Annotated in this window: 16 protein-coding genes; 9 read left to right on the top strand and 7 right to left on the bottom strand. The window is 70.6% G+C overall.

Annotation, left to right across the window (positions count from 1 at the left end):
- Nucleotides 1-35 precede the first annotated feature (35 nt).
- Genes ACQEU1_RS11900 through ACQEU1_RS11910 form a run of 3 tightly spaced genes read left to right on the top strand, consistent with a single transcriptional unit; the run spans nt 36 to nt 3,830 of the window.
- Complete coding sequence (locus ACQEU1_RS11900) at nt 36-797, top strand: IclR family transcriptional regulator (protein WP_433199371.1); 762 nt, start codon at nt 36-38, stop codon at nt 795-797.
- 50 nt (nt 798-847) lie between these two features.
- Nucleotides 848-2,317: a glycerol kinase GlpK gene (glpK, locus tag ACQEU1_RS11905; RefSeq protein ID WP_433199374.1), complete on the top strand. Its 1,470-nt coding sequence runs from the start codon at nt 848-850 to the stop codon at nt 2,315-2,317.
- On the top strand, nt 2,310-3,830 hold the full coding sequence (locus ACQEU1_RS11910) for an FAD-dependent oxidoreductase (RefSeq protein WP_433199377.1): 1,521 nt from the start codon (nt 2,310-2,312) through the stop codon (nt 3,828-3,830). The genes glpK and ACQEU1_RS11910 overlap by 8 nt, the downstream gene beginning before the upstream one ends.
- Nucleotides 3,831-3,853: 23 nt before the next feature.
- On the opposite strand, the gene ACQEU1_RS11915 is transcribed toward ACQEU1_RS11910, so the two are convergent.
- Nucleotides 3,854-4,273: a MarR family winged helix-turn-helix transcriptional regulator gene (locus ACQEU1_RS11915; RefSeq protein WP_433199380.1), complete on the bottom strand. Its 420-nt coding sequence runs from the start codon at nt 4,271-4,273 to the stop codon at nt 3,854-3,856.
- A 79-nt stretch (nt 4,274-4,352) separates the two neighbouring features.
- Here ACQEU1_RS11915 and ACQEU1_RS11920 point away from each other — a divergent pair, with 79 nt between their 5' ends.
- On the top strand, nt 4,353-4,784 hold the full coding sequence (locus tag ACQEU1_RS11920) for a maleylpyruvate isomerase family mycothiol-dependent enzyme (RefSeq protein WP_433199383.1): 432 nt from the start codon (nt 4,353-4,355) through the stop codon (nt 4,782-4,784).
- Nucleotides 4,785-4,950: 166 nt separating this feature from the next.
- On the opposite strand, the gene ACQEU1_RS11925 is transcribed toward ACQEU1_RS11920, so the two are convergent.
- Nucleotides 4,951-5,538, bottom strand: coding sequence for a GNAT family N-acetyltransferase (locus tag ACQEU1_RS11925; RefSeq protein ID WP_433199386.1), 588 nt, complete (start codon nt 5,536-5,538; stop codon nt 4,951-4,953).
- A 175-nt stretch (nt 5,539-5,713) separates the two neighbouring features.
- Between ACQEU1_RS11925 and ACQEU1_RS11930 the strand changes: the two genes are divergently transcribed.
- The 5 genes from ACQEU1_RS11930 to ACQEU1_RS11950 all read left to right on the top strand — a co-directional run bounded on the left by ACQEU1_RS11930 (nt 5,714) and on the right by ACQEU1_RS11950 (nt 11,490).
- Nucleotides 5,714-6,259 carry a PadR family transcriptional regulator gene (locus ACQEU1_RS11930; protein ID WP_433199389.1) on the top strand — a complete coding sequence of 182 codons (546 nt, stop codon included), beginning with the start codon at nt 5,714-5,716 and terminating at the stop codon, nt 6,257-6,259.
- Nucleotides 6,256-6,960: an ABC transporter ATP-binding protein gene (locus ACQEU1_RS11935; RefSeq protein WP_433199392.1), complete on the top strand. Its 705-nt coding sequence runs from the start codon at nt 6,256-6,258 to the stop codon at nt 6,958-6,960. The genes ACQEU1_RS11930 and ACQEU1_RS11935 overlap by 4 nt, the downstream gene beginning before the upstream one ends.
- Nucleotides 6,957-9,590: an FtsX-like permease family protein gene (locus ACQEU1_RS11940; protein ID WP_433199395.1), complete on the top strand. Its 2,634-nt coding sequence runs from the start codon at nt 6,957-6,959 to the stop codon at nt 9,588-9,590. Before ACQEU1_RS11935 ends, ACQEU1_RS11940 begins: the two co-directional genes overlap by 4 nt.
- A gap of 10 nt (nt 9,591-9,600) precedes the next feature.
- The gene (locus tag ACQEU1_RS11945; protein WP_433199398.1) at nt 9,601-10,233 is read left to right on the top strand and encodes an alpha/beta fold hydrolase; all 633 of its coding nucleotides are present in this window, start codon (nt 9,601-9,603) and stop codon (nt 10,231-10,233) included.
- Between the two features lie 135 nt (nt 10,234-10,368).
- Nucleotides 10,369-11,490 (top strand): IS30 family transposase, encoded by a 1,122-nt coding sequence (locus ACQEU1_RS11950; protein WP_433211446.1) that lies wholly within the window; start codon nt 10,369-10,371, stop codon nt 11,488-11,490.
- Between the two features lie 517 nt (nt 11,491-12,007).
- Here ACQEU1_RS11950 and prcA read toward each other — a convergent pair.
- The 5 genes from prcA to ACQEU1_RS11975 all read right to left on the bottom strand — a co-directional run bounded on the left by prcA (nt 12,008) and on the right by ACQEU1_RS11975 (nt 17,941).
- On the bottom strand, nt 12,008-12,778 hold the full coding sequence (prcA, locus tag ACQEU1_RS11955; protein ID WP_433199401.1) for a proteasome subunit alpha: 771 nt from the start codon (nt 12,776-12,778) through the stop codon (nt 12,008-12,010).
- Nucleotides 12,779-12,812: 34 nt separating this feature from the next.
- Nucleotides 12,813-13,661: a proteasome subunit beta gene (gene prcB, locus ACQEU1_RS11960; RefSeq protein WP_433199404.1), complete on the bottom strand. Its 849-nt coding sequence runs from the start codon at nt 13,659-13,661 to the stop codon at nt 12,813-12,815.
- A gap of 49 nt (nt 13,662-13,710) precedes the next feature.
- The gene (locus ACQEU1_RS11965) at nt 13,711-13,905 is read right to left on the bottom strand and encodes a ubiquitin-like protein Pup (protein WP_030471529.1); all 195 of its coding nucleotides are present in this window, start codon (nt 13,903-13,905) and stop codon (nt 13,711-13,713) included.
- Nucleotides 13,906-13,984: 79 nt separating this feature from the next.
- Nucleotides 13,985-15,478, bottom strand: a complete 1,494-nt coding sequence (gene dop / locus ACQEU1_RS11970; RefSeq protein ID WP_433199408.1) for a depupylase/deamidase Dop — start codon at nt 15,476-15,478, stop codon at nt 13,985-13,987.
- 72 nt (nt 15,479-15,550) lie between these two features.
- Nucleotides 15,551-17,941 (bottom strand): FtsX-like permease family protein, encoded by a 2,391-nt coding sequence (locus tag ACQEU1_RS11975; RefSeq protein ID WP_433199411.1) that lies wholly within the window; start codon nt 17,939-17,941, stop codon nt 15,551-15,553.
- Between the last annotated feature and the right edge of the window lie 31 nt (nt 17,942-17,972).

Raw genomic sequence — 17,972 nt, forward strand, 5'->3', positions numbered from 1 at the left:
GACATTGTCGAACGTGCGCAGCTAGAGTGGGGTGCGTGCCCGGACCCATTCAGTCCATCAAGCGAGCCGCGGAGGTCCTGAAGCTGCTCGCGCACGGCGGCGCGCACCAGCTGAGCGTCGGCGAGATCTCCCGCGCCCTCGACCTCGCGAAACCGACGGTCCACGGCATCCTGCGGACGTTGCAGGAGGTCGGGTTCGTCGAGCAGGAGGTCGAGGGCGGCAAGTACCGCCTGGGCGCGGCGCTGTTCCAGATCGGCACGAGCTACCTGGACGGCAACGAGCTGCGCGCCAAGGCGTTGAACTGGTCGGACACGCTTGCGATGCGCGCGCGTGAGGCGGTGCGCATCGGCGTGCTGCACGGCAGGCACGTGCTGGTCGTGCACCACGTGTTCCGGCCGGACAACAGCCGGCAGACCCTCGACACCGGCTCGCTGCTGCCGTGGAACGCGACGGCCCTGGGCAAGGCGCTGGTGGCGTTCAGCGACGACTGGCCGGAGGGCGAGGAGATCACGCTCTTCACCCCGCACACGCTGAACACCGACCAGCTGGCGTCCGTGATGCACGAGGTCCAGCGCCGCGACTGGGCCTACGACCTGCACGAACTGGTCGAGGGCGAGGCATCGGTCGCCGCGCCGATCCGGGACCGGCGCGGCGTGGTCGTGGGCGCGATCGGCATCTCCGGACCGGTCGAACGGCTCTGCGACTCCCCCGACCAGCCGCCCCGGCTCGAGCTCGTGTCGTACGTACGTGAGGCAGCTCGCAGCGTTTCCAGGGAGCTCGGCGGCCTCTCCTGGTAGTAACCTGACACCGTTCGACATTGTCGAACGGCACAGAGAGGTGCTGACAGGTGAGCTACATCGCTGCGATCGACCAGGGCACGACGTCGTCCCGGTGCATCGTGTTCGACCAGTCAGGCGGGATCGTGTCGGTCGCCCAGCGCGAACACCGGCAGATCTTCCCGAGGCCGGGCTGGGTGGAGCACGACGCGACCGAGATCTGGACGAACGTCCAGGCCGTCGTGCGCGACGCCCTCTCTCACGCATCACTCACGTACGCCGACATCGCCGCGTTCGGCATCACCAACCAGCGCGAGACCACGGTCGTCTGGGACGCCGAGACCGGCGAACCCGTGCACAACGCGATCGTCTGGCAGGACACGCGCACCGACGCGCTGATCAAGCGACTGGGCGACCAGGACAGGTTCCGCGAGCGTTCCGGCCTCCCGCTGGCCACGTACTTCTCCGGCCCGAAGCTGCGCTGGCTGCTCGACAACGTCGAAGGCCTGCGCGACAGGGCCGAACGCGGCGAGGTGCTGTTCGGCACCATGGACACCTGGCTGATCTGGAACCTGACCGGCCGGCACGTCACCGACGTGACGAACGCGTCGCGCACCATGCTGATGAACCTGGAGACCCTCGACTGGGACCCGGAGCTCATCGCCGCCATGGACGTGCCGCGCGCGATGCTGCCCGAGATCCGTTCCTCCTCCGAGGTGTACGGCACCTACGAGGGCGTGCCCGTCGCGTCGGCGCTCGGCGACCAGCAGGCCGCGCTGTTCGGCCAGACCTGCTTCGCGCCCGGCGAGGGCAAGTGCACCTACGGCACAGGCGCGTTCCTGCTGATCAACACGGGCGACCAGCCGGTGCACAGCCAGAACGGCCTGCTCACCACGGTCGCGTACCGGATCGGCGACCAGCCGGCCGCGTACGCGCTGGAAGGCGCCGTCGCGGTCACCGGCGCGCTGGTCCAGTGGTTCCGCGACAAGGTGGGGCTCATCAGCTCGGCGGCGGAGATCGAGACCCTCGCGCGCACGGTCGACGACAACGGCGGTGCGTACTTCGTCCCCGCGTTCTCCGGCCTCTTCGCCCCGCATTGGCGCAGCGACGCCCGCGGGGTCATCGCAGGCCTGACGGGCTACATCTCGCGCGGGCACCTCGCACGGGCCGTGCTGGAGGCATCGGCGTGGCAGACGCGTGAGGTCGTGGACGCGATGAACGCCGACAGCGGTGTGGACCTCACGACGTTGCGCGTCGACGGCGGCATGACGGCGAACAACCTGCTCATGCAGTTCCTGTCGGACGTGCTGGACGTGCCGGTGGTGCGTCCGATCGTGGCCGAGACGACGTGCCTGGGCGCGGCGTACGCGGCGGGACTCGCGGTGGGCTACTGGGGCTCCACCGACGAGCTGAAAGCCAACTGGCACAAGGCGGCCGAGTGGGAGCCGTCGATGGAACCGGCCGCCCGCGCGAAGGGCTACCGGAAGTGGAAGAAGGCGGTCGAGCGGACCGTCGGGTGGATGGACGAGGACGATGACTGACTCAGCACAACGCATTCGCGCACGCGAGGAACTCCAGCACGGCAGGTTCGACGTCGTCGTGATCGGCGGCGGCATCCTGGGCATCGCCACGACGTGGGCCGCGGCGCGGTCCGGCCTGCGGGTCGCCCTGGTCGAGAGCGGCGACTTCGCGGGCGCCACGTCGTCCGCGTCGTCGAAGCTCGTGCACGGGGGCCTGCGCTACCTCGCGATGGGCCCGTCGGCCGTGCCGATGGTGCACGAGAACCACAAGGAACGCCGTGCGCTGGGCGACCGCCTCGCGCCGCACCTGGTGCGCCCGCTGCCGTTCCTCGTGCCCGTCTACAAGGGCGGCCCGCACAGCCGGTTCGTGCTGGGCGCGGGCGTCACGCTGTACTCCGCGCTGTCGGGTTTCGGCGACGGCATGGGCAAGGTGCTGTCGGCGCGCAGGGCTGTGGAGTGGGTGCCTGACCTGCGCGCCGACGGTCTGCGCGGGGCCGCGATGTACTACGACCACCAGATGAACGACAGCCGCGTGGCGATCACCGCCGCGCGCGCCGCCGCCGAGGCCGGTGCCGTGCTGCTCAACCACATCTCGGTCGTGGGCCTGCGCAAGACCGGCACGAAGGTCACGGGCGTGGACCTGCGCGACGGCCTCGGCGAGTTCGGGGTGGACGCTCGCGTGGTCGTGAACGCCACCGGGCCGTGGCTGGACGTGCTGCGGCGCATGGAGGACCCGGCCGCCGACCCGTCGATCCGCCTGTCCAAGGGCTCGCACCTGGTGCTCAAGCAGAACTCCGAGTGGAAGGCCGCGCTGACGATCCCCGTCGACGACGTGCGCGTGTCGTTCGCCATCCCGTGGGAGGGCCACCTCCTCCTCGGCACCACTGACGAGGCGTACGACGGCGATCCGGCGAAGGTCGCGTGCACCGACGCCGACGTCGACCAGATCCTGGGCGAGGCGGGGGTCGCGGTCGCCGGTCTGGACCGCTCGCGCATCGCGTACACGTTCGCGGGCCTGCGCGTGCTGCCCGGCGGCCCAGGCGACACCTCGCACGCCAAGCGCGAGACCGTGATCACCGCGGGCTCCGGCGGCATGATCAGCGTCGCGGGCGGCAAGTGGACGACGTTCCGCAAGATCGGCGCCACCGTCCTGGCCAGAGTGAACTCCGAGCTCGGCCGCACCTTCGACGGCCCGCTGGACGGCGTCGCGCTGCCCGGCTCGGCCCTGCCGGACACGGTCGGCTCGGTGCTCGGCCACGCCTACGATGCGCTGCCCGACGATGTGGTCCGCCACCTCGCCACGCACTACGGCACGACGTCGCACGAGGTCGTCGCCCTGGGCCTGGAGAACCCGGCGCTGCTGGAACGGGTGCACCCGGACGGCCCGGACATCTGGGCGCAGGTCGAGCACGCGCGGCGCACCGAGTGGGCGTCCGAAGTGGACGACGTGCTGCGGCGCCGCACGACCGTGATGGTGCGCGGCCTCGACTCGCCCGAGGTGCGGTCGCGGGTCTCGGAACTCCTCGCGTCCTAGAACGTCCCGACCCGTGCCGCTGCTCAGCGGTACGGGTCGGTGATCTCGCCGAGCATCTCCAGCGCCTCCCGCAGCTGCGTCATCCGCCGCTTCCCGAGGTGCCTCTCCCACTCCGCCTCGATCTTCGCCAGCTCCGCGTTCGCGACGGGCACGGCGTCGAGCGCCTTCTCCGTGACCCTGACCAGCCGCGCCCTGCCGTCCGCCGGGTCGGGCACGCGTTCGACGTACCCGGACTTCTCCAGCTGGTCCACGAGGAACCCCGCGGTCTGCTTGGTCACCTGCGCCGCCTCCGCGAGCACGGTCAGGCGGGTGCCGTCCGGGCCGACGCGCATCAGCACGCGTGCCTGGGCCTGCGTCACGTCGAAGCCCGCCGCGTTGACCGCCGCCAGGACGCGGTTCTCCACGTCGCGGTTCGGGATGAAGAGCAGCAGGCCGATGTTCATGCGCACTCCCGTTGCTTTTGGTCAGAGACTCTGATTAAAGTAGTCAGTCTCTCGAACCAATTCAAGCGGGAGGCCGACCATGGACGAGACCCGGATCTGGCAGGTCGTCGACGCCGAACGCACGGCGACCGCGGACCTGCTGGCAGGCTTGAGCGACGCGCAGTGGGCTCATCCCTCGTTGTGCGCGGGCTGGACGGTCCGCGAGGTGGCCGCCCACCTGACGCTCGGGCCGCGGATGCGGATCGGCGACACGCTCAGCGCGTTCGTGCGCGCGCGGGGGAGCTTCGACCGCATGGTCGACCAGACCGCGCGGGCCGAGGCGCGCAGACCGCCCGACGAGATCGTGGCGACCCTGCGCGGCATCGCCGGGTCGCGCCGGCTCGCGCCCGGCCAGACGTTGCTGAACTGCCTGATGGACACGCTCGTGCACCCCCAGGACATCCGGCTGCCGCTGGGGATCGAACGGCCCATGCCGGTCGACGCCGCCGTCGTCGCGGCCGCCGACCTGTAGCGGATCGGGTTCCCGTTCCACGCGCGCCGCCGGTTCGCGGGGCATCGGCTCGTCGCGACCGACGCGGAGTGGTCCGCGGGCGAGGGCGCCGAGATCAGCGGGCCGATCGAGGCGCTGGTGATGCTGCTGGCCGGCCGCACCGCGACGATCCCCCGGCTCACCGGCATCACGGCCTGAGGTCGCGCACCACCCTCCGGCACACGTGCACGCGCTCGAACCGTTGCCGCATCTCGGCTTCCCGTTCGATCGGGGCGTGCAGCACCGCGCCGGACACGACCAGCCCGTGCCTCGCGATCACGGCCGTGTCGGCCTCGTCGGCGGACGCGTGGACGCGCACGTACGCCTCGGCCTTCGCGAACCCGTTGCGCGCGAACCAGTCCAGCGCGACCCCGTCCTCCAGGATCCACGCGTCGAGGCTGCGCACCCCGCACCGTTCCAGCCGCGGCACCGCCTCCTCCAGCAACGCCGTCGCGATCCCGGTGCCCTGGTGGTCCGGGTGCACGACCACGGTCTCGATCGTGGCCTCCCCGGCGGGCACCGTCACGTCCAAGATGCCTGTCACCGCACCGGATTCCAGCGCGACGAGTTCCAGGTCCGTGCGGCGCTTGGCCTGCCACACGTCGTCGTAGTAGTTCGTCTCCAGCAGTCCGAGCACCCGGCACCTCAGCCACGAGGCCTCGTCCGCCGGTTCGTAGCTCCTGATCTCCGCGGGCAGTTCCGGCGCGCCGCCGGTCCGGCCCGTTGCTCCCAGCAAGTGCACTTCCCCAGTTCGTTTCCCCGTGGCGTCGACCACGACGTCCCCCAAGCTCACCTGACCACCGCCGGACGTCTCCGGCACTGTCCAGGGTTCCTGATGCGAGGCCCGCCCGCACGTGTGGTCGAGCAGTCACCGTTGCCAGGAACATACTCAGTATGCATACTCGGTAGGCATGTCGGTCAAACACGGTCTGCTGGCGCTGCTGAAGCGCGGACCCATGTACGGCTACCAGCTGCGCGCGGCCTTCGACTCGGCCACCGGCGGCACGTGGCCGTTGAACATCGGGCAGGTCTACACGACGTTGTCCCGGCTGGAACGCGACGACCTGGTGGCCGCCCTGCCGGAGAGCGAGGGCCAGCGCCCCTACGAGCTCACCGACCTGGGCCGCGACGAGCTGAGGAAGTGGTTCGCGACCCCGGTCCAGCGCACCGACCGCCCCCGTGACGAGGTGGCCATCAAGCTCGCGCTGGCGATCACCACACCGGGGGTCGACGTGGCCAAGGTCGTGATGACGCAACGCACCGCCACGATGCGCACGCTGCAGGAGTACACCCGGCTCAAGACCCAGCCCGCCGACCTGCCGTGGCTCCTCGTGCTGGACGCGATGATCTTCCAGGCCGAGGCCGAGCTGCGCTGGCTGGACCACTGCGAGACCAGCCTGCTGCGCCACTCCCCCGCCCCCGCACCCGTGGCGACGGACGTCGAGGTGCCCAGATGACCGCACTGGAGCTCCGCGACGTCCACCGCGTGCACGGCACCGGCGAGACGCAGGTCAACGCCCTCGACGGCATCTCGCTCACCGTCGCGCCCGGCGAGCTGGTGGCGATCATGGGCCCGTCCGGGTCGGGCAAGTCGACGCTGCTGAACCTCGCGGGCGGCCTCGACAGCCCCACCAGCGGCGAGGTGCTCGTCGACGCGACCAGCCTCCGGTCGTTGTCCCGCAAGCAACTCGCGGCCTGGCGCCGCAAGCGGATCGGCTACGTCTTCCAGGACCTCAACCTGATCGCGAGCCTGACCGCCGCCGAGAACGTGGCGCTGCCGCTGGACCTCGACGGCGTCCGCAAGTCCCGGCAGCAGGCCGAAAAGGCACTGTCCGAAGTAGACTTGGACGGGTACGCCGACCGGTTCCCGGACGAGCTGTCCGGCGGTCAGCAGCAACGGGTCGCCATCGCGCGGGCCCTGATCGGCGAACGCCGCCTCGTGCTGGCCGACGAACCCACCGGCGCCCTCGACTCCCGCACCGGCGAGACCGTCCTGCGGCTGCTGCGCGCCAAGGTGGACGCCGGCGCCGCGGCGGTCCTCGTCACCCACGACGCCCGGCACGCGGCCTGGGCGGACCGGGTCGTCTTCCTGCGCGACGGCGTGGTGGTCGACGTCTCGTCCCGCGACCAGCCAGAAGAACTGCTGAGCACGCCGTGAGCGGTTGGCGCGCAGCTCTGCGCATCGCACGCCGTGAAGCCCGCAGGTCGGCAGGCCGTTCGGCGCTCGTGATCGCCCTGATCGCGGTCCCGGTGGCGGCCCTGTCGTTCGCGGCGATCGTCCAGGACTCCACCACCCCGACGCCGACCGAGGACGCGAACCTCCGCATGGGCGCCGCCGAGGCGTTGGTGAGCTGGCCCTACCGCGGCCCGGTGGTCCAGGAGCCCACCAGGGACTTCGCGATCCCCACCACCAACGCCGACGGCGAGGCGCCGTCCGAGGCCCGCCTGCGCGCCCTGCTGCCGGGCGCGGACCTGGTGCCGGTGGACCGCGGCGGCGTCAACCTCCGCACGACGGCGGGCGTGGGCCGTGCCGGTGTGCGCATGCTCGACCTGGCCAACCCGCTCACCACCGGCATGATCACGCTGCTGGAGGGCCGGGCGCCCGCGTCGGCGGACGAGGTGGCGTTGTCCCGCAAGGCGTTGGACCGCACCGGCACCCAGGTCGGCGGCACGCTGACCACCGAGGACGCCCGCACGTTCCGGGTCGTGGGCGCGGTCGAGGAACCGGACCGCCTGGACAACACCACCGTCGTGGCGCTGCCCGGCACGTTCGACGCCACCGACCGCGCGTGGCTGGTCACCACCCCGCTGTCCTGGTCGAAGGTCAAGGACCTCAACAAGTCCGGCATCGCCGTCCTCTCCCGCGAGGTGCTGCACAACCTGCCGCCGCAGTCCGAGCGCTACCCGGAGCTCCCCGGCTCGAACGAACTGACGGCGGACGTCCTCGTGCTGGTCGCGGGCCTCGCCGTCCTGGAGATGTCGCTGCTGGCGGGCTCTGCCCTCGCCGTCGGCGCCCGCCGCCGCAAACGCGACCTGGCCCTGATCGCGGCCGTGGGCGGTTCCCCGTCGCACGTCCGGCGAGTCGTCCTGGCCGACGGCGTCGTCACGGGCACGGCGGCGGCTCTGGGCGGCGTCCTGCTGGGCGTCCTCGCCGCCGTCGCCGCCCGTCCGCTGGTCGAGTGGCTGCTGGCCGAACGCTTCGCGGCGCAGCGCTTCTTCCCGTCGGCGCTGGCCGCCCTGGCGTTGCTGGCGATCGTCACCGGCGTGCTGGCCGCGCTGGTCCCGGCGTGGATCTCCTCCCGTCAGGACGTGGTCACCGCACTGGCGGGCCGCCGGGGCATCACCCGCTCCCGTCGCCGCTGGCTGCTGCTGGGCCTGATCCTCATCGCCGCGGGCGTGGGGACCGGCGTGGTCAGCGCGATCAACATGCTGCTGCCGGGCATCCTGGTCGCCCTCATCCTCACCGAGGTGGGCCTGGTCCTCTGCACGCCGTCGCTGCTGGGTCTGCTGGCCCGCGCGGGCCGCTGGCTCCCGGTCCCGCTCCGCATCGCCCTGCGCGACGCCTCCCGCAACCGCACGGCGGCGGCCCCGGCCATCTCCGCCGTGATGGCGGCGGTGATCGGCTCGGTGGCCGTGAGCGTGATGCTCACGTCCCAGGCCCAGCAGGAGGCCTCCCAGTTCGCCGGCGCCATGGGCGACGTGACGGTCTACCGCCTGGACGACCTCACCAAGTCCTCCACGGCTCCCATCCCGGCCTCGGTCACCACCGCGTTGCGCGACACCGTGCCCACCGCCGAGACCCACGAGCTCAAACTCCTCTCGTGCGACGGCGGCCCGTGCTTCGCCCACCTGCGCCCACCCGCGGCGCGCGAATGCCCGTACACCTTGGACGTTCTCCACCGAGATCCCACCGAAGCCGAACAACAGCAAGCCCTGGCCGACTCCCGTTGCACCGGCGTCGGCAGAACCCACCGCTACTTCGGCATCTACACCACCCCGAACGGCTTCCTCGTGGTGGCAACCCCGACGTCCGTCCAATCGCTACTGCACCTGACCGCCGCCGAAGCCGCCACGGCCTCCGCCGCCCTGCGCGACGGCAAGATCGTCGTCAACGACCCGTCCCTGGTGGAGAACGGCAAAACCCTCCTGGCCACCGGTACGAACGCCACCACCACCGAAGCCCCGGCCTTCGCAACGGCTGCACACGGCGCTCCTCTGGCCGTGATGACCCAAGAAACCGCACGCGCGTTGGGCTACGACGTAACAACGTTCACCATGTACGCCACCACAACCCGCATGCCCACCGAGTCAGAACAGGAAGCCCTCACCGCGGCCCTGGGCGGCGAGTACGAGGTGACAGTCGCCCGCCCAACGGAGTCCGACGTCCAACAGGCCCTGACGATCCTCGGCCTGGTAGCGGGCGTCATCACCCTCGCGGCCGCCGCACTGGCCACCGGCCTCGCGGCAGCGGACGGCCGCCATGACCTCACCACGCTCGCGGCAGTGGGCGCCACCCCGGCCCTCCGCAAACTCCTGTCCCTCAGCCAGGCGGGAGTGATCGCGGGCCTGGGCGGCCTGCTCGGCACCACCGCGGGCACGGCCTCGGCCCTGGCCCTGCTCGCCGCCCTGAACCAGGGCTACGAGAACGTCTGGCCCCGGCCAGACCTCAACCCGCTGACCATCCCGTGGCAAACCCTGGGAATCTCGGTCGTGGTGATCCCGGCGGTCGCCATGGTGGGCGCCGCCCTCTTCACCAGATCCCGCCTCCCGATCGAACGCCGCGCCTAAGCTCGACCGCATGACCACCTTCGCCATAGCGCACGGAGGCGGCGACGTGGGTTGGTCCTGGCACCTGGTAGCGAACGAACTCCAGGCCCAGGGCCACACCGCGGTAGCCCCGGACCTCCCGATCGAGGACGACACCAAGTCCCTCACGGACTGGGCCACCACCCTCATCGAGTCCCTGCCGTCCACAGAAGACGTGGTCGTCGTGGGCCACTCCTTCGGCGGCCTGGTGGCATCTCTGGCAGCCGCCCGCCTCAACGCCCCGCTGATCTACGTGACGGCGATGCTCCCCGCCGTGGGCGAAACCCCGGGCGACTGGTGGACCAACACGGGCTACGAGGACTCGGGCCTGGAAGACCAGTTCTTCCACGACGTCCCACCAGACCTGGTGGCAGAAGCGCAGAAACGCGAACGCGGCATGTCCGAAGCCGCCATGGCCACCCCCTGGCCGCTGCCGTCGCTCCCCGACGTACCAACCCACTTCGTGCTGTGCACAGAGGACAGGTTCTTCACGCCGGCGTTCATGCGCAAGGTGGTGGCAGACCGCCTGCCGGGAGTCACGCCGGTGGAACTGGCCGCGGGCCACTGCGCCTCGCTCAGCAAGCCCAGGGAACTGGCCGAGCTGCTGGTCGCCTGCGCAGGCTGACGCAGGGGTCCCCTCGGGTTTCGGCTCCTTGGGGTCAGTGGGTCGTTGCAACGCTCCTGGTTGGAGGGTTGTGTGGGTGTTCCGAAGGTGTCTCGGGATGTGCGGGTCCGGTTCTGGGCCGGTGTCGCGGGTGGTCTGGGTGTGACCGCGGCTGCGCGGGCTGCGGGTGTGTCGTGGCCGACGGGCCAGGAGTGGTTCGTCAAGGCTGGCGGGGTGTGCGGCAACGGAACGAGACCCGTGTCAGGGCGGTATTTGTCGTTCGCGGAGCGGGAGGAGATCGCGCTGGGCCGGGCTGCGGGCCTGTCGATGCGGGAGATCGGCCGCAGGCTGGGCCGGCCGGTGTCGACGGTCAGCCGGGAGATCGCCCGCAACTCACGGACCGCTCGGCCTCGGCGTTATCTCGCCGGAGCAGCTCAGGCCAAGGCCGACCAGCGGGCCCGGCGCCCGAAACCGGCCCTGCTCGCGGTCAACTCCCGACTGCGCGAGGAGGTCCAGCGGCGGCTGACCCGACGGCACTCACCCCGCCAGATCAGTGCCAGGCTGAGGATCGACTTCCCCGACGATCCGGAGATGTGGGTGTCGCACGAAACGATCTACCAATCGCTGTATGTGCAGGGCCGGGGCGCGTTGCGCCGCGAACTCGCCACATGTCTGCGGACCGGGCGGACGTTGCGTCGCCCGCACCGCGCCGAACGCAAGACCGGCCGAGGCCAGATCCCCGGCATGATCATGCTCAGCGAACGCCCCGCCGAAGCCGACGACCGCGCCGTGCCCGGACATTGGGAAGGCGACCTGATCATCGGTAAGAACAACAAATCCGCGATTGGCACCCTGGTCGAACGCGCCACCCGCTACTGCCTGCTGCTGCACCTGCCCCGCTACGACGCCGTCAGCGTCCGCGACGCGATGATCACCACCATCGGCGCCCTTCCGAAACACCTATGGCGCTCGCTGGCATGGGACCAGGGCTCGGAGATGAACCGCCATGCCGAGATCACCCTGGCCACTGACCTGGACATCTACTTCTGCGACCCGCACTCGCCCTGGCAACGCGGCAGCAACGAAAACACCAACGGCCTACTCCGCCAGTACTTCCCCAAAGGCACAGACCTCACCGCTCACACCCCAGAACACCTCGCCGCCATCGCCGCCGAACTCAACGGCCGACCACGACAAACCCTCGGCTGGCACACCCCAGCCGAAGCACTCCACCAACTACTCTTCCCACCAACATCAACCGTTGCGACGACCGGTTGAACCCACCCTCCCCCGCGACCCAACGTACCGAGAGGGTCTGACACTCCGGATCGGCGAACGAACGGAGCTCGAGTGGGTGAGGCGCACCGGGCGGGCGAAGCCGGGCCAGGGGGCAGGGCGAGCCGAGCGGGTAAAGCCGGGTGGGGCCTGGGTTTGAGCAACGCGGGCCAAGGCACCGCGAAGCCGAAGGCGAGCCCGACAGAGCGCACACATCGTGAAAGCGGTGTGGTGACGTACAGACCCAACTCAGCCACGCACGCTGGAGATTGGGGCTTGACTTTGGGTGCGAGGTGCTACCACTTGTGGCTCGGCCGGGCGTTCTTCCCGGCCTTTTCCGGTCCGACAAGCGCCTCGCAAGGGCCCCGAAGTCAAGCCCCAATCTCTATCGACGCGTCAGCGGCGATGACTGAACCACGCTCGTCAAAGTCCCTGCACCAAACGCAACCACCAACGCAAGGCGACATAAAGCAAAGGCCCCCAGGGAATCCCTGGGGGCCAAACGCTTCACACCAGCGCGCTACTTCGACTCGTCAGACGAGTCCGGAGGCAGCTCGACGTCCTCGACAGCCTTGCCGTCCTTCTCCACAGCAGGCATCAAAGCGTCCAAGGCCGCACCGGCGATCCGCCGGAACGCCCGCCGAGGCCGAGCCCGCTCCAGCACCGCCACCTCCAGCTTGGCGGCCGGCAACAACTCCGAAGACCCGCTACCGGTCGACGGCGACCCGGCCGACAGAGCCCGCACCGCCACCGGCACGGCCTCGGCCAGCGTGAGCCCGTCGGCGAACGCGTCCTTCAGCGCCGTGTTGGCGGCGTCGACGGTGCCGCCCATCACGATGTACTGGGGCTCGTCCACGATGGACCCGTCGTAGGTCAGCCGGTACAGCGTGTCGGTGGCGGACGAGTCGCCGACCTCGGCCACGCAGATCTCCACCTCGAACGGCTTGATCTGCTCGGTGAAGTAGGTGCCCAGGGTGGTCGCGTAGACGTTCGCCAGCGACCGCGAGGTCACGTCGCGCGGGTCGTTCTGGTAGCCGCGGACGTCGGCGAACCTGATGCCCGCCTGGCGCAGGTTCTCGAACTCGCTGTAGCGGCCGACGGCGGCGAAGCCGATGCGGTCGTAGATCTCCGAGACCTTGTGCAGCGTGCTGGACGGGTTCTCCGCGACGAACAGAATCCCGTCGGCGTACTTCAGCACGATGACGCTGCGACCCCTGGCGATGCCCTTGCGGGCGTACTCGGAGCGGTCGCGCATCACCTGCTCTGCCGATGCGTACAGCGGCATCGTCATGGGTGGTGCTCCTGACGTCGAACGTGTGGGGGACTCAGCCTGCGGGACGGGCTCGACGGCCTTCGACGACCGCGTCCGCGACCGTGGAGACCTGCGACTCCGGCACTTCCACGGCACCGTCGGCGCCGTTGATGGTGACCACTACCGGGTAGAGGCGGCGGACCGGGTCCGGGCCTCCGGTGGCCGAGTCGTCGTCGGCCGCGTCGTACAGCGCCTCGACGACGGCGCGGATGGCCGTGTCGACGTCGGCGTCCGGGTCGTAGAGCTTCTTCAGCGCCGACTTGGCGAAGAGGGAGCCGGAGCCGACGGCCTGGTAGCCCTGCGACTCCTCGTAACGGCCGCCGGTGACGTCGTACGACACGATGCGGCCTGCGCGGTCGGGATCGGCGGTCGAGGTGTCGAAGCCCGCGAACAGCGGCACCACGGCGAGGCCCGCCATGGCGGCGTCGAGGTTGCCCCTGATCATCGCCGACAGGCGGTTGGCCTTGCCGTCGAGCGACAGGGGCACGCCCTCGATCTTCTCGTAGTGGCGCAGCTCCACCGTGTACAGGCGCACGATCTCGATCGCGATGCCCGCCGTGCCCGCGATGCCGACGGCCGAGTGGTCGTCGGTCACGAAGACCTTCTTCATGTCGCGCTGGGCGATGACGTTGCCCATGGTCGCGCGCCGGTCACCGGCGATCACGACACCACCCTTGTAGGTGGCCGCGACGATCGTCGTCCCGTGCGGGGCCTGGATCGTCCCCTCCGGGAGCTTCCGGGCGCTCGGCAGCATGTCGGGTGCCTGGGCCCGCAGGAAGTCCGTGAACGACGACGAGCCCGGCGTGAGGTACGCCGAGGGCAGCGCCGCGGCCGGGTAACGCCCGGTCGAGCTGTTGTCCATGTGTTGGTTGTTCTCCCGTCCCCGAGGTGGTCCGCAGGCCCCCGAAGGCCTACTGACCGCCCTTCTGCACGTAGGCGCGGACGAAGTCCTCCGCGTTCTCTTCCAGCACGTCGTCGATCTCGTCGAGGATCGCGTCCACGTCCTCGCCGAGCTTCTCGCGGCGTTCCTGACCGGCGCCGGCGGCGTCGTCCGCGCCGTCGTCTCCGTCGCCACCGCCCTGGCGCTGCTTCTGTTCCTGGGACATCTCGGCCTCCCACTGACTCGCCTGACAAGAACACTACCCAGCGGCACCGACAAAAATCCTGAGCCACTCGGGTAGACGATCACCCGCGAGTCAGCGCGTCCACCAGCTGCTCGGCGGTGTCAGAGGCCTCCAGAAGGGCTCCGACGTGCGCTTTCGTCCCGCGCAGGGGCTCCAGCGTCGGAATTCGCACGAGGGATTCTCGACCGAGATCAAAGATCACCGAGTCCCACGACGCGGCCGCCACGGAGGTCGGGTAGCGCTCCAGGCACCGGCCGCGGAAGTACGCGCGCGTGTCCTCGGGCGGGGTGGTGATGGCCGCGCGGACCTCGTCCTCGCTCACGAGGCGCTTCATCGAGCCACGCGCGACGAGGCGGTTGTAGAGGCCCTTGTCGAGCCGCACGTCGGAGTACTGCAGGTCGACCAGGTTGAGCCGGGCGGCGCCCCACTCCAGGCCGTCGCGCTGCCGGTAGCCCTCGAGCAGCCGCAGCTTGGCGACCCAGTCGAGCCGGTCGGCGCACTCGGACGGGTCGCGGGCGAGCGCGTCGAGCACCTCGCCCCAGATCCGCAGGACGTCGCGGTCGCCGACGCCCTCCTTCTCGACGAACGCGAGCGCGCGCTCGTGGTAGGCGAACTGCACGTCGAGGCCGGTGAACTTGCGCCCACCGGTCATCTCGACCTTGGTCTTCAGCGTCGGGTCGTGGCTGATCTGGTGCACCGCGCGCACCGGGTCGACCATGCGCAGGTCGTCGAACCGCTGCCCGGCCTCGATCATGTCGAGCACCAGCGAGGTGGTGCCGACCTTGAGGAACGTGGAGTACTCGGCCAGGTTCGCGTCACCGATGATGACGTGCAGGCGGCGGTACTTGTCCGCGTCCGCGTGCGGTTCGTCGCGCGTGTTGATGATGCCGCGCTTGAGCGTCGTCTCGAGGCCGACCTCGACCTCGATGTAGTCCGAGCGCTGCGACAGCTGGTAGCCGGACTCCTCGCCGGACTGCCCGATGCCCACGCGGCCGGACCCGGTCACGACCTGGCGCGACACGAAGAACGGCGTCAGCCCGGCGATCACGGCCGTGAACGGCGTCGAGCGCTGCATCAGGTAGTTCTCGTGCGTGCCGTACGACGCGCCTTTGCCGTCGACGTTGTTCTTGTACAACTGCAGGCGCGGCTGGCCGGGCACGGACGCCGCCTTGATCGCGGCCTCCTCCATCACCCGCTCCCCCGCCTTGTCCCAGATCACCGCGTCGCGCGCGTTGGTGACCTCGGGTGCCGAGTACTCGGGGTGCGCGTGGTCGACGTAGAGCCGCGCGCCGTTGGTGAGGATGACGTTCGCCGCGCCCAGGTCCTCGACGTCGGAGTCGGCCGGGTGCCCACCGGGCGAGCCCAGGTCGAACCCGCGCGCGTCGCGCAACGGCGACTCCACCTCGTAGTCCCAGCGCGCCCGCCGGGCGCGCGGTATGTCCGCCGCCGCCGCGTACGCAAGAACCACCTGTGTCGAAGTGAGCACCGGGTTCGCGGTCGCGTCGCCCGGCACCGCGATGCCGTACTCGACCTCGGTTCCCATGATCCGCCGCATGCGCAACACCTTATGACCTGACCCCGGCAAAAGCGTGTGGGGAGCCTCGCGTTGAAGCTCCCCACACCCTATTCACCCGGAGGCCAATCCTGCTGCAGGCCGAATCCTCGATGCGCCGCGAGAAGGCCCGAACGCGGCCACCACCGCGAGCACCACGACCGCCACCGCGCCGATGACCAGCGGCAACACCACCTTGAGCCCCGGCAGCACCAGTGGAACGCCGATCGACAGGAAGGCCACTTCGGCGTAGGCGAAGCCGAGCACACCCCCTCCGATCACCCCGACGAGGGCCAACATGATCGCTTCAGCGATGACTCCGCCCTGCAGTCCGCCTTGAGTGACGCCCAAGGCGCGGCGCAGTGCGAGCTCCTTGCGGCGCTCCTGGACGGAGATCGTCAGCGCGGTGCCGATACCGGTCACGGCCACCGCCACGGACAGTCCGAGCAGCACCATCATCAGCACCGTCCCCAGGTGCATGTAGCGCTCCGCCTCGGCCCGTTCGTCCGCGTCCGTCTGCACGATCACGGTCGGGTGGCTCGGCAGCGCGGCCTGCAACGACGACCGGAACTCGGCCGGGTCGACCCCGGGCTTCAGCGCGACCAGCACCTTCTCCACCGGCCCCGAGGTCGGGCCGGCGACGATCGGCGTGTAGCGCGTGATGCCGCCGGGAACCGTGCCGACGACCTTGTACTGCTGACCTCCGGCCTCGACGAACGGCCGGTCGTCCCACTGCGGGGGCACGAGCGCGGTCCCGGCGACGAGCTCGCCCGCACCGGAGACGTTCTGGGCCTTCAGCCAGGTCCGGAACTGGTCGGGGTCGACGCTCGCGGCGCTGTCCCCGGTCCGGTGCAGCACCACCGACGCCGCCACGCCCGGCTGCGCGGGGATCTCCGGCAACGGCCGGTCGCCCGCGTCGACCACGGTCGCGTCCGGACGTTCCTCGTTGGCGTACTGGAACGTCAGCTCCTGCGCGCCACCCAGCACCACCAGGAAGAACGTCACCATCGAACTCGCCAGCAGCAACGGCAGCGCGACCGAGGCCGACCGCTGCGGCATCCTGCGCACCTCGGCTCCGGCGAGCTTCCACTGGGTGCCGCCGATCTTGCCGAACAGCCGCGCGATCAGCGGGACCGTGACCGGGCCGAGGATCCAGAACAGGCCGGTCACCGCGGCGATCGCGGAGAACGTGACGGCGAGCGGCGCGGCGGACGTGCCCTTGGCGGCGATCGCGGCCATCGCGAGCAGCGCCGCGCCACCGGTGAACAGCACACCGAACACGAGCCGAAGGCGACGCACGGACCGTGGCGGCACCTCGTTGTCCGCGTCACGCAACGCGGCGAGAGGCGACACACGAGCGGCGTTGATCGCGGGACGCACGGCGGCGATGACGCTCAACAGCGCGGCGACGACGACTCCGAGGATCACGTAGCCGAGCGAGGGCAGCAGCTCCGGGCTGAGCTCCACCGCGCCGAACAGCACGGAGATGCCGGTGACGTCGAACGTCCTGGCGAGCAGCCAGGCCGTCGGCCCGCCGAGCAACGCGCCTGCGACACCTGCCAGCGCCCCCGTCACGAGGGCTTCGAACAGACTCCTGCGCACCAGCGGCCCGCGCTGGGCACCGATGCACCGCAGCAACGCCGTCTGCCGCTGCCGTTGCGCGTAGACCGCCCGGAACGTGGCGGCCGCGACGAACACCGCGGTGGCCAGCGCGAGCACGCTGAACGGCAGCAGGATGAACGTCAGCTCGTTGCCGATCTTGTCCGCGTCCGGCGCCGGGTCCCACACGACGTACGAGGCACCCGCCGCGGTCTTGACGGCGTCCCGCGCACCGCCGATCACCCAGATCTCCTTGGTGAACGGCGCCGGGTCGAGCTTGCGCGCCAGGTCCGGACCAGCGACCAGGACCGGCCGCGCGTCGAGGCCGCCCTTCTTCATGATCCCGCTGACGGTCACCGAGACCGGCCTGCCGTCGGCGGCGGCGACCTTCACCTGGTCCCCCGGCTTCAGGCCGCGTTCGTACGCGGTGATCTTGTCGACGGCGACCTCGCCGTCCGCCGCCGGCGCCTTCCCCTCGGCCAGCGGCCAGCGCGCGAGGTCGGGCTGCTGGACGTGCACCTCGGCGCGGTGCTCCCCCGCCCGGCCGTTCGCGTCCAGCAGGTCGGCCTGCGCCACCTGCACCGGCACCGCTCTGCCGACCGCGGAGAGCCGGCCGAGCAGCACGTCGTCGAGCTTGGGCCGGGCCGTCTCGTCGGTGCCGTGATCGGAGGGCTTGACGTCCACCACGTGCCCGACCGAGGAGGGGGTGAGGGGCGCGCCCTCGTCGACCGACCTGGTGAGCGCGTCGCTCAGCACCAGGGCGGCCAGCAGGCAGGCCACGCCGACGACGAGCGCGACGCCGGGCAGCAGCGCGCGGCCCGGCCGGGCGCGGAACTCGGCGACGCCGAGCCGCAGGGAAGTGGACACGAATCCTCCTCGGTGACGTCTGACGGTCCCG

This window comes from Lentzea sp. CA-135723, assembly GCF_050936595.1.
Lineage (GTDB): Bacteria > Actinomycetota > Actinomycetes > Mycobacteriales > Pseudonocardiaceae > Lentzea.